At 65.6% G+C, this 12006-nt stretch carries 11 protein-coding genes; 10 read left to right on the plus strand and 1 reads right to left on the minus strand.

Annotation, left to right across the window (positions count from 1 at the left end):
• Nucleotides 1–28: 28 nt before the first annotated feature.
• On the plus strand, nucleotides 29–1330 hold the full coding sequence (locus tag WIN67_RS17160) for a carbohydrate porin (RefSeq protein WP_339069497.1): 1302 nt from the start codon (nucleotides 29–31) through the stop codon (nucleotides 1328–1330).
• A 35-nt stretch (nucleotides 1331–1365) separates the two neighbouring features.
• Nucleotides 1366–3027 carry a GMC family oxidoreductase gene (locus WIN67_RS17165; RefSeq protein WP_339069499.1) on the plus strand — a complete coding sequence of 554 codons (1662 nt, stop codon included), beginning with the start codon at nucleotides 1366–1368 and terminating at the stop codon, nucleotides 3025–3027.
• Nucleotides 3028–3035: 8 nt separating this feature from the next.
• On the opposite strand, the gene hpaA is transcribed toward WIN67_RS17165, so the two are convergent.
• Nucleotides 3036–3968, minus strand: coding sequence for a 4-hydroxyphenylacetate catabolism regulatory protein HpaA (hpaA, locus tag WIN67_RS17170; protein ID WP_339069501.1), 933 nt, complete (start codon nucleotides 3966–3968; stop codon nucleotides 3036–3038).
• 208 nt (nucleotides 3969–4176) lie between these two features.
• Between hpaA and WIN67_RS17175 the strand changes: the two genes are divergently transcribed.
• The 8 genes from WIN67_RS17175 (at nucleotide 4177) to hpaI (ending at nucleotide 11624) form a co-directional block, all read left to right on the plus strand.
• Complete coding sequence (locus WIN67_RS17175) at nucleotides 4177–4836, plus strand: fumarylacetoacetate hydrolase family protein (protein ID WP_339069503.1); 660 nt, start codon at nucleotides 4177–4179, stop codon at nucleotides 4834–4836.
• Nucleotides 4837–4845: 9 nt separating this feature from the next.
• A complete protein-coding gene (locus WIN67_RS17180) occupies nucleotides 4846–5646 on the plus strand; it encodes a fumarylacetoacetate hydrolase family protein (RefSeq protein WP_102882629.1) in 801 nt (266 codons plus the stop codon).
• Nucleotides 5647–7107, plus strand: a complete 1461-nt coding sequence (gene hpaE, locus WIN67_RS17185) for a 5-carboxymethyl-2-hydroxymuconate semialdehyde dehydrogenase (protein ID WP_339069505.1) — start codon at nucleotides 5647–5649, stop codon at nucleotides 7105–7107.
• Nucleotides 7108–7160: 53 nt separating this feature from the next.
• The gene (gene hpaD, locus WIN67_RS17190) at nucleotides 7161–8012 is read left to right on the plus strand and encodes a 3,4-dihydroxyphenylacetate 2,3-dioxygenase (RefSeq protein WP_339069507.1); all 852 of its coding nucleotides are present in this window, start codon (nucleotides 7161–7163) and stop codon (nucleotides 8010–8012) included.
• A 135-nt stretch (nucleotides 8013–8147) separates the two neighbouring features.
• Nucleotides 8148–8537: a 5-carboxymethyl-2-hydroxymuconate isomerase gene (locus WIN67_RS17195; protein WP_339069509.1), complete on the plus strand. Its 390-nt coding sequence runs from the start codon at nucleotides 8148–8150 to the stop codon at nucleotides 8535–8537.
• Nucleotides 8538–8699: 162 nt separating this feature from the next.
• On the plus strand, nucleotides 8700–10007 hold the full coding sequence (locus WIN67_RS17200) for an MFS transporter (RefSeq protein ID WP_110652641.1): 1308 nt from the start codon (nucleotides 8700–8702) through the stop codon (nucleotides 10005–10007).
• A gap of 2 nt (nucleotides 10008–10009) precedes the next feature.
• Complete coding sequence (gene hpaH, locus WIN67_RS17205) at nucleotides 10010–10813, plus strand: 2-oxo-hept-4-ene-1,7-dioate hydratase (protein ID WP_123394273.1); 804 nt, start codon at nucleotides 10010–10012, stop codon at nucleotides 10811–10813.
• Between the two features lie 10 nt (nucleotides 10814–10823).
• The gene (gene hpaI / locus WIN67_RS17210; RefSeq protein WP_265073271.1) at nucleotides 10824–11624 is read left to right on the plus strand and encodes a 4-hydroxy-2-oxoheptanedioate aldolase; all 801 of its coding nucleotides are present in this window, start codon (nucleotides 10824–10826) and stop codon (nucleotides 11622–11624) included.
• Nucleotides 11625–12006: the final 382 nt, after the last annotated feature.

A 12006-nucleotide genomic window follows, 5' to 3' on the forward strand; every position in this document is an offset into this window, starting at 1 on the left:
CAAAAACAACAAGAAACGAGTACCCGACATGAATGCTTCCTATGCGCTGTGCCCGCTGCTGGCAGCCTTGCTGCTGCCCCTTGATGGCTTCGCCGATGCCCCGGCTGCGCCCCGCAGCGGGCCGTTGTCCGGCCTGGGCGACTACCTGGCCGACCAGGGCATTACGCCCCACGTGCAGTTTCTCAGCCTGGCGATGAAGAACCTCGACACCGGCCCCCGCCCCCACAGCTTCGGCAACAGCGGCGATCTGTTCGTCGGCGCCGACATCAACCTGGGGACCTTCGCCGGGCTCGACGGCGCGGCGCTGCACTTCGAGCAGACCCTGTTCATCCTCGATCACCAGACCGGCGTACCCACCTCACGCAACTGGCAAGGGGCCGCCGGCAGCTACTTTGGCGGCGCGCCGATCCACAACGACCTCACCAGCAACCAGCTGAGCCTGTTGACCTACCAGCAGACCTGGCTCGATGGCCGGGTCGACCTGAGCCTGGGGCGGACCAACGCCCGGCGCTACTTCTACATCTACAACTGCGAAAGCACCATCACCTGCAACGACCCGATCATCGACTCTTCCACCGGCATCCTGCCGCCGCCCTACGGCAGTTGGGGCGGCTACCTGAAGTACCAGCTGACGCCCCAGTGGTACGTACACGGCGGCGCCTTCGAATCCAACCCGGTGGACTATCTGAAGGAGCGCAAGGGCCTGGACCTCAGCACCGACGATGCCAGCGGCACCAGCCTGCTGCTGGGCATCGGCAGCCAGAACCGCGACGCCTACAGCTCCCACTACGAGCTCAACGGCTACTACAACACCTCCAAGCAGGAGGACCCGCTGACCGGGGCCACGGCATGGGGCAGCGGCGGCGCCTTCTTCAAGTTCCAGCAGTCGCTGTGGCGCGCCGACGCCGGATCGGGCAGCGCGCCCCAGGCCCTGCTGTTGTTCGGCTCGCTGTCGGCGGCGGCCGATGACAAGCAGCCCTTCAGCCACTTCGCCGAGGCCGGGCTGACCTACATGGCGCCCTTCGACCGGCCCCGGGACAAGCTCAACGTCAAGGCCAGCTACCTGCGCCTCAACGACCACCAGATGCGTTTCCAGCAGCAGGCACGCCTGGCCAACGGCGGCGACCCGCGCCTGGGCGAGCGCAATGTCTACGCCCTGGAAGCCAACGCCCATATCGCCCTGACCCGGCAACTAGCCCTGGAACCCAGCGTCCAGTACCTGATCAACCCGGACAATTTCTACAACCCCGAGGCCCGCGAGCTGAGCGGCAACGGCTTTGTCGTCGGCCTGCAAGTGACCCTCGACGTCGGCTCGCTGCTGGGGCTGTGAGATGGATTTTTGTGACTGCCCAAAGAGGTATCCCCATGACTGAACACACCACGCAAACCTTCGACTACATCGTGGTCGGCGCCGGCTCCGCTGGTTGCGTGCTGGCCAACCGTCTGTCCGCCGACCCCAAGCTCAAGGTGTGCCTGATCGAGGCCGGGCCCAGTGACCGCACCTTGCTGCCCGCCGCCTATGTGCGCACCCCGGCGGGGATCATCCGCCTGATCGCCAACCCGCGCTGGAACTGGATGCACCGGTTCAGCCCCCAGGCCGGCAGCGGCGAGGTGCCCATCCCCTGCCCCCGCGGCCGGGTCTGGGGCGGCTCCAGCGCCATCAACGGCATGATCTACATCCGTGGTCACCGGCAGGACTTCGACCGCTGGGCCGCCGCCGGCAACCAGGGCTGGAGCCACGACGAGCTGCTGCCCTATTTCAAGCGTTCGGAGCATTTCGAACCCGGCGACTCGCCCTGGCATGGCCAGCACGGCGAGCTCAACGTGGCCGAGCAGCGCAGCCCGAGCCCGGTCAATCAGGTGTTCTATGAGGCGGCCACGGAGCTGGGCTGGAGCTACAACCCGGACTTCAACGGCCCGGAACAGGAAGGTTTCGGGCCCTTCCATGTCACCCAGATCAACGGCGAGCGTTGCAGCGCCGCCCGGGCTTTCCTGCATCCGATCCTGCAGCGGCCGAACCTGACCGTGCTGAGCAGCACCCTGACCCACCGGGTGCTGCTGCAAGGCACTCGCGCCAGCGGCGTGGAGATCAGCCACAACGGCCAGGTCCGCCAGTTGCAGGCGCGCCGGGAAGTGATCCTCTGCGCCGGGGCGATCAACTCGCCGCAGTTGCTGCTGCTCTCCGGTATCGGCCCGGCGGAGGAACTGAAAGCCCACGGCATCCTGCCGCGCCACCCGTTGCCGGGGGTCGGCCTGAACCTGCAGGACCACCAGGACATCGTGCTGATGTACCGCAGCGACCCCGAACTGGGCTACGGTCTTTCGCCCAAGGGCCTGCTGCCCCTGGCCCGTTCGCCCTGGCAGTACCTGACCCGGCGCCAGGGACCGCTGACCTCCAACACCGTCGAGTCCGGAGCATTTCTGCGCCTTACGCCCGAGGACCCGGTGCCGGAGCTGGGGCTGATCGTCGCCCCGGCCCTGAAGAACCAGCCCCAGCGCCTGATTCCCGTGGGCCATGGCATCAGCCTGCACGTGGCGGTAATGCACCCGCAAAGCCGCGGCCGGGTGCGCCTGAACTCCGCCGACCCGCACGACAAACCACTGATCGAGGCCAACTTCCTCAGCCACCCGGAGGACCTGCGCAAGCTGGTGGCCGGCTTGCGCTTGGTGCGCCAGTTGGCCGCGACCCGAGCCTTCTCCCAGCGCCTCAAGGGCGAACTGGTGCCCGGCCCGCAGGTACAGAGCCAGGAGCAGATCGAGCAGTGGATTCGTCAGCACCTGGGCACGGTGTTCCACCCGGTGGGCAGCTGCAAGATGGGCCACGACGAGTTGGCAGTGGTGGACGACCAACTGCGGGTCCACGGCCTCCAGGGGCTGCGGGTGGCGGATGCCTCGATCATGCCGAGCCTGATCACCGGCAACACCAACGCGGCAGCGATCATGATCGGCGAAAAGGCCGCGGACCTATTGCTGGGTACGGCACCCGCGCAACCGCGCAGCATGCCTCAAGGCGCAACATGCACTTGAGCCGGGGCTCAGGGGCGCTTCGGCGTCTCGGCCGCAGGCGGGTTGGTCTGCCCCTGGCGTGCCCGGTACTCCCCCGGCGCGAGCTTGGCGTAACGCTGGAAAAACCGGCTGAAATAGGCCGGGTCCTTGAAGCCCAGCTGGTAGCAGATTTCATTCACCGAACTGGCAGTGAACAGCAGCAGGCGCTTGGACTCCTGCATCAGGCGTTCGTACACCAGGCGCTTGGACGGCAGGTCGGCGATGCGCCGACAGACGTCGTTGAGCCGCGCTTCGGTGACCCCCAAGGCGCTGGCGTAGCGCGCCAGGGGCCAGTGCTCCAGGTAGCGGGCCTCGATCAGCTCGTTGAAGCGATGGAAGATCTGCAAGTCTTCATGCCGTGCCGGACGGGCCTTGAGGGAATTGGCCGAAAGCCTGAGCAGGCTGATCATCAGCAACCGGGTCAGGGCTTCCAGGGCCGGCTCGCGCCCAGCCCCCTGCCCGCCGATTTCCTGCTGCAACGCCTGGAACAGGAACTCCAGGCGCCGTACTTCATTGGCAAATTCCGGCCCCAGGCGCGCCAGTGCCACGCACACCGGCGGTACCTGGGGCGCGGGGGCCAGCGTCGGATCGGCACCGATCAACTCCCACACCAGTTGCTGGCGCACGGTGAGCACGTGGCCCTCGCTGTCGGCTTCGGTGACGAAGGCATGGGGAATGGTCGGCGGAGTGAGGAAGAACATCGGTCCCGACTCCAGGTATTGCTGGTCGTCGAGGTAGACCCGCACCGCGCCGCTTTGCACGTAATGCACCTGGAAGAAGCGGTCGTGGCGATGCACGGGCATGTTGCGCCCGAAGAAGCCGGCGAGGTTGCTCAGCTTGTCGTAATGCACCTGGGCATCGGCGTAGCGCTGATCGTAGACCTGGCCGATGTTGATGTTGGGAATGGGTTGACGTGGGTTCATGGCACCCTTCTGTTTTTTATTTTTCAGCACGCAGAGCGTTGGCATCCTGCGCGATTCGCGGCTTGCCCGCCAGGGCAAGACGCAATCGTTCAGGCTGGCGCTTGACGATCATTAACATATTAAATATAACGTTAATACATTAACGAATTCGCCCCGCTAGCGGCAAGCGCCACTGCGGGCCCCGACACCAGGAACCAGGAGACGCTCGATGAGCCGTGCACTGAACGATCACGCCGGCGGCACCCTGTTCGGCGTTGCGCTGAACTACCAGGGGTTGCTGCACAGCCATCTGCAAAGCTTCACCCAGCCGCCCTACCAGAAGCCTCCGGTGAAGCCGGTGCTGTTCATCAAGACCCCCAACACCCGCAATACCCATGAAGCGCCCGTGGTGTTCCCCAAGGACGTCGAACGCCTGCAACCGGGCCCGGCCCTGGGGGTGGTGATCGGCAAGCGCGCCAGCCGGGTGAGCCTGGAAAACGCCCTGGAACATGTGGCCGGCTACACCATCGTCAACGAGTTCAGCCTGCCGGAAGACAGCTACTACCGTCCTGCGGTGAAGGCCAAGTGCCGGGACGGCTTCTGCGCCATCGGCCCGCAGCTGGTGCCGGCCGCCCAGATCAGCAATCCCCACGACCTGAGCCTGGAGCTGTTCGTCAACGGCGAGCGGGTGCAGCACAACAGCACCGCCAACCTGGTGCGCAGCATCCCCCAGCTGATTGCCGAGATCAGCGAATTCATGACCCTGCATGCCGGAGACGTGCTGATCACCGGCACTCCCGAGGGCCGGGTCGATGTGCGCCCCGGCGACCGGGTCGAAGTACAGATCAGCGGCCTGGGCCGCCTCGCCAACAGCATCGTTGCCGAATAAGGAACCGACATGAAACACGCGCGCATCCGCTATCAGGGCCAGGTCCACGACGCTCGGGTCACCGGCCCCAATACCCTGCAACTGGAAGACGGCCGGACCCTGGCCGAGGATCAGGTGCAGTGGCTGCCCCCGGCCACCGGGACCATGTTCGCCCTGGGCCTGAACTACGCCGACCACGCCGCCGAACTGGCCTTCACGCCCCCCACCGAGCCCTTGGTGTTCATCAAGTCCCCTGGCACCTACACCGGACACAACCAGGTGACCTGGCGCCCGGACAACGTCGCCTACATGCACTACGAGTGCGAGCTGGTGGCGGTGATCGGCAAGACTGCGCGCAACGTCAAGCGCGAGGACGCCCTGGACTACCTGGCCGGCTACACCCTGTGCAACGACTACGCGATCCGCGATTACCTGGAGAACTACTACCGGCCCAACCTGCGGGTGAAGAACCGCGACGCGACCACCCCGGTCGGCCCGTGGATCATCGACGCCGCCGAAGTGCCGGAGCCCAACAAGCTGACCCTGCGCACCTGGGTCAACGGCGAGCTGCGCCAGCAAGGCAGCACCGCCGACATGATCTTCGACATCCCCTACCTGATCGAATACCTGTCCAGCTTCATGACCCTGCAACCGGGGGACATGATCGCCACCGGCACCCCCGAAGGCCTCAGCGATGTAGTGCCCGGCGATGAGGTGGTGGTGGAAATCGAAGGTGTCGGCCGGCTGGTCAACCGTATCGTCAGCGAAAGCGAATTCTTCGCCCATCACGCCCACCCAGAGCCCACCGCCGTGGCCAAGGAGCACGCATAAATGATCAAGCACTGGATCAACGGCCGCGAAGTCGAAAGCCGTGAAGTCTTCACCAACTACAACCCCGCCACCGGTGAAGCCATTGGCGAGGTGGCCAGCGGCGGCGCCGAGGAAATCGCCCTGGCCGTGGCCGCGGCCAAGGATGCTTTCCCGAAATGGGCCAATACCCCGGCCAAGGAACGTGCCCGGTTGATGCGCCGCCTGGGCGCGCTGATCGAGGAGAACGTGCCGCACCTGGCAGAGCTGGAAACCCTGGACACCGGCCTGCCGATCCACCAGACCCGCAACGTGCTGATTCCCCGGGCCTCGCACAACTTCGATTTCTTCGCCGAGGTCTGCACCCGCATGGATGGCCACAGCTATCCGGTGGACGACCAGATGCTCAACTACACCCTGTACCAGCCGGTGGGCGTGTGCGCCCTGGTGTCGCCATGGAACGTGCCGTTCATGACCGCCACCTGGAAGACCGCGCCCTGCCTGGCCCTGGGCAATACCGCGGTGCTGAAGATGAGCGAACTGTCGCCGCTGACCGCCAACGAGCTGGGCCGGCTGGCGCTGGAGGCCGGGATTCCCGCCGGGGTGCTGAACATCGTCCAGGGCTACGGCGCCACTGCCGGCGACGCCCTGGTGCGCCACCCGGACGTGCGGGCAATCTCCTTCACCGGCGGCACCGCCACCGGCAAGAAGATCATGCAGACCGCCGGCCTGAAGAAGTACTCCATGGAACTGGGGGGCAAGTCGCCGGTGCTGATCTTCGAGGACGCCGACCTGGAGCGGGCCCTGGACGCCGCGCTGTTCACCATCTTTTCCCTGAACGGCGAGCGCTGCACCGCCGGCAGCCGGATCTTCATCCAGGAAAGCGTCTACCCGCAGTTCATCAAGGAATTCGCCGCCCGGGCCAAGCGCCTGATCGTCGGTGACCCGCAGAACCCCAAGACCCAGGTCGGCTCGATGATCACCCAGGCCCACTACGACAAGGTCACCGGCTACATCCGCATCGGCCTGGAAGAAGGCGCGACCTTGCTGGCCGGCGGCCTGGAACGCCCGGCCAACCTGCCGGCACACCTGGCTCGCGGGCAGTTCATCCAGCCTACGGTGTTCGCCGACGTGGACAACCGGATGCGCATCGCCCAGGAAGAGATCTTCGGCCCGGTGGTGTGCCTGATCCCGTTCAAGGACGAGGCCCAGGCCCTGCAACTGGCCAACGACACCGAGTACGGCCTGGCTTCCTACATCTGGACCCAGGACATCGGCAAGGCCCATCGCCTGGCCCGGGGCATCGAGGCCGGCATGGTGTTCATCAACAGCCAGAACGTCCGCGACCTGCGCCAGCCGTTTGGTGGCGTCAAGGGCTCGGGCACCGGCCGCGAAGGCGGCGAATACAGCTTCGAAGTGTTTGCCGAGATCAAGAACGTCTGCCTCTCCATGGGCAGCCATCACATCCCGCGCTGGGGCGTGTAAGGTTTACAACCGTCCGGATCACGCCAACAAGAAGATGTTTCAGGAGAAGCACCATGGGCGAAGTCGTCATGGCCGCCAAGGTCTGCCACGTTCCATCGATGTACCTGTCCGAACTGCCGGGCAAGCACCACGGCTGCCGTGAGGCGGCCATTGCCGGGCACAAGGAAATTGCTCGCCGCGCCCGGACGCTGGGAGCCGACACCGCGGTGGTGTTCGATGTGCACTGGCTGGTCAACAGCGGTTACCACATCAACTGTGGTGAAGCCTTCAACGGCACCTACACCAGCAACGAGTTGCCGCATTTCATCAAGAACATGACCTACGACTACCAGGGCTGCCCGGAGCTGGGGGAACTGATCGCCGCCGAGGCCAACGCCGCCGACGTGCGCACCCTGGCCCACAACATCCCCAGCCTGGAGCTGGAGTACGGGACCCTGGTGCCCATGCGCTACATGCACATGGATGTACCCGCCGCCGAGCATTTCAAGGTGGTGTCCATCGCCGCCTGGTGCGCCTGGCACAAACTGGAAGACAGCTTCACCTTCGGCGCCGCCGTGCGCCGCGCCATCGAGAAGAGCGAGCGCAAGGTCCTGGTGCTGGCGTCCGGCTCGCTGTCCCACCGTTTCTCCAACGACCGCGAAGCCGAAGCCAACATCCACAACTGGACCCGGGAATTCGACAAGCAGGTGGACCAGCGGGTGGTGGAACTGTGGCAGCAAGGTCGCTTTCGCGAGTTCTGCGCCATGCTCCCGGACTACGCCGCCAGCTGCCACGGCGAGGGCGGCATGCACGACACGGCAATGCTCCTGGGGCTGCTGGGCGGGCCGGAACACCAGCGCCCGGCGGAGATCATCACGCCGCTGTTCGGCAGCTCCGGCACCGGCCAGATCAACGCCATCTTCTAGAAGCAGCGGCAGGTTCCAGCCACTCGCTGCAAGACACAATCGAAAGCAGTGCCAAGCCACCAGCCTCAAGTCACAGGAGTCCGCTCTTGTGGCTTGCAGCTTGGCGCTTGCCGCTGCCTCCCAAGGAGGCTTCCCGTGCCGCATTTCATCGCTGAGTACACCGACAACATCGAACAGGCCGCCGATCTGCCGGGGCTGTTCAGCAAGGTTCATGACTACCTGGGCGCCACGGGCGTGTTTCCCCTTGGGGGCATTCGCAGCCGCGGCGTGCGCCTGGACACCTGGCGCATGGCCGACGGCAAGCATGACTACGCCTTTGTTCATATGCGCCTGCTGGTGGGGGCCGGGCGCGACCTGGCGACCCGCCGCGAGGTCGCCGAGGGCCTGTTCGACATCATCAAGGCGCACTTTGCCGAGCTACAGGCCCAGCGCTTGCTGGCCCTGTCGTTCGAGATGAGCGAGCTGGATGCCGAGCTGAACTTCAAGCACAACAACGTGCATGAGTTTCTGCGCGGACAGGCCTGAGCATTGTGCCGGCCCTTTCGCCGGCAAGCCGGCTCCTACACAACGCCCATGCCACCCGTAGGAGCTGGCTTGCCAGCGAACAGGCCCGCAAGCCAGGCGCCAGCCCCGAGGCAGACTTCGCTGGCAAGCCGACCCACACAAGAACAATAACGAGATCTCCCCATGTCCCATCCCGCAATCGCCGAGGCTCCTGTGGCCGAGGTCAACGAGTGCTATCGCAAGATCACCTGGCGGCTGATGCCGCTGTTGTTCGTCTGCTACATCTTCGCCCACCTAGACCGCATCAATATCGGCTTCGCCAAGTTGCAGATGACCCAGGACCTGGGCTTCAGCGACAGCGTCTACGGCCTCGGCGCCGGGCTGTTCTTCGTGGCCTACGCGCTGTTCGGGGTGCCCAGCAACCTGGCCCTGGAGCGGGTCGGGCCGCGGCGCTGGATTGCCTTGCTGATGCTGGTCTGGGGCCTGCTGTCCAGTGCCCTGATGCTGGTGGACAGCGCCTGGGGCTTCTATGTGCTGCGCTTTCTGCTGGGGGTCGCCGAGGCGGGGTTCTTCCCTGGCATCCTGGTGCTGCTCAACCGCTGGTTCCCGGCCAGCCGCCGCGGTCAGGTGACCGCGCTGTTCGCCATTGCCGTGCCCATGGCCGGGGTGATTGGCGGGCCCCTGTCGGGGTGGATTCTGGAAAGCTTCCACGACGTCGGCGGCCTGCGCGGCTGGCAGTGGATGTTCCTCATTGAAGGCTTGCCCGTGGTGCTGCTGGGTCTAGTGGTGCTCAAGGCCCTGCCGGAAAGCATCGAGCAGGTGGACTGGCTGACCCCGGCGCAGAAAGCCCAGCTGTTGCAGGCCCTGCAACAGGAAGAACAGCGCAAGTCCATCAACCGCTTCAGCGACATCCTCACCGACCGCCATGTCTGGCTGCTGGTGTGCATCTACTTCGCGGTGATGCTGGCGGTGAACACCATCGCCTTCTGGATGCCGACCCTGATCCACCACGCCGGCATCGCCCGGGACAGCAACGTCGGCCTGCTCAGCGCCCTGCCCTATCTGGCCGGCTGCCTGTTCATGCTCGGCGTTGGCCGTTCCTCGGACCGCCTGCGCGAGCGCCGCTGGCATTTGGCGATACCGCTATTGATGTCCAGCCTCGGCCTGACCCTCACTGGGCTGGCCCCGGGCGACCCGTGGCTGGTGATGTTCGGCCTGCTGGTGGCGGGCATGGGCGCCAGCGCGGCGCTGCCGATGTTCTGGCAGTTGCCGCCGGCGTTTCTGGCCAGCAGCACCCAGGCCGCGGGCATTGCCCTGATCAGTTCCTTCGGCAGTGTGGCCGCCTTCCTCGCGCCCTACCTGATTGGCGTGGTGCGCGACGCCACCCAAAGCGCCAGCCTCGCCCTCTATGCCCTGGCCCTGCTGATCGCCCTGGGCGCCTGGCTGGTGCTGCGGGTGCCTGCCCATATCGTCAACCCTCGGGAGAAATAACCATGCTCAGCCCTTCGGATATCCAAGAAGCCGCCGCGCGCCTCAACGCTGCCGAACGCAGCCGCGAACAGATCGGCCAGTTGTCCCTGCAATACCCCGACATCAGCATCGAGGATGCCTACGCCATCCAGCGCAGCTGGGTGGAGCAGAAGATCCGCGACGGCCGCAAGCTGGTGGGCCACAAGATCGGCCTGACGTCCCGGGCGATGCAGGTATCGTCCAACATCACCGAGCCGGATTTCGGCGCCTTGCTGGACGACATGCTGTTCGATGAAGGCACGGACATTCCCTTTCAGCGCTTTATCGTGCCCCGGGTCGAGGTGGAGCTGGCGTTCATCCTCGGCAAACCCTTGAAAGGCCCCCACTGCACGCTGTTCGATGTGCTGGACGCCACCGACTGGGTGATCCCGGCCCTGGAGATCATCGACGCGCGCATCCAGCAGCTGGACCCGCAGACCCAGGCCACCCGCAAGGTGTTCGACACCATTTCCGACAACGCCGCCAACGCCGGGGTGGTAATGGGTGGCCGCGCCGTGCGTCCCGGGGATGTGGACTTGCGCAAGGTGCCGGCGGTGCTCTACCGCAATGGCGTGATCGAGGAGTCCGGGGTCTCTGCCGCGGTACTCAACCACCCGGCCAAGGGCGTGGCCTGGCTGGCCAACAAGCTGGCGGCCTACGACGTCGGCCTGGAAGCCGGGCAGATCATTCTTGGCGGCTCCTTCACGCGCCCGGTGGCCGCCCGTCCTGGGGATGTCTTCCACGTGGACTACGATCAGTTGGGCAGCATCGCCTGCCGTTTTGTCTGAGGAGACCGCCATGGACATGCCGATAAACCTGTTCAAACAACGCCTGCAACACAGCGAACCACAGATCGGCCTGTGGCTGGGGTTGGCCGACGGCTACTGCGCCGAGCTGGCGGCCAACGCCGGTTTCGACTGGCTGTTGCTGGACGGCGAACACGCGCCCAACGATCTGCGCAGCCTGCTGGCGCAGCTGCAAGCCATCGCGCCCTATGCAGCCCAGGGCATCATCCGCCCGCCCATTGGCGATACCGCGCTGATCAAGCAATTGCTGGACATCGGCGCCCAGACCCTGCTGATTCCCATGGTGGAAAGCGCCGAACAGGCACGTCAGCTGGTGCGCGCCATGCACTATCCGCCGCTGGGGGTGCGCGGGGTCGGCAGCGCCCTGGCCCGGGCATCGCGCTGGAACAGCATCGCCGGCTACCTGGATCAGGCGGACGAGCAGATGTGCCTGCTGGTGCAGATCGAGAACCTCGAAGGCCTGCGCAACCTGGATGAGATTCTCGCGGTGGACGGAGTCGACGGCGTGTTTATCGGCCCGGCGGATCTGTCGGCGGCCATGGGCCAGCGGGGCAACCCCGGGCATCCCGAGGTGGTGGCCGCGATTGAAGACGCCATCGTGCGAATTCGTCAGGCGGGCAAGGCTGCGGGGATTCTCAGTGCCGATCAACGTCTGGCCCGGCGCTGCATCGAACTGGGGGCCAACTTCGTGGCCGTGGGGGTAGACACCACAGTGCTGATGAAAGGCCTGCAGAGCCTGGTCGGCCAGTACAAGACCCTGGACGCCCCCACGAGCGAAGGCGGCGTCTACTGACGAACGCTGGCTGGCAGCCTCTTCGCTTGCCAGCCAGCTCACTGGGAACACCCCGCCCCCCCTGCTTCAGGCCGGCCGCAAGGCCGCCGTCTGGCTCTTGATCTTGATCTTGATCTTGATCTGAACGCCCCGTTAACCACGATGGCCGAACGCAGGCATTGATCCGTGGGTAACCCGGCAAGGATGCCGGGTTAGCCGCCACCCGGCCATGGATGGCCGGTGGCGGCGGCCCACGGATCAATGCCGGAGTTCGGGCATGCCGAGCCTAGGCGAGGCACCGAGTGGAGGGGCAAAGCCCTTTGGTTACTTTGGGGCTCCAAAGTGACTCGCCGTAAGGGCGAAACCGCCAGCCGCCGCCCCCGCAGAAATGGATATGCCCCCC

It is taken from the genome of Pseudomonas idahonensis (genome assembly GCF_037903935.1).
GTDB lineage: Bacteria > Pseudomonadota > Gammaproteobacteria > Pseudomonadales > Pseudomonadaceae > Aquipseudomonas > Aquipseudomonas danubii.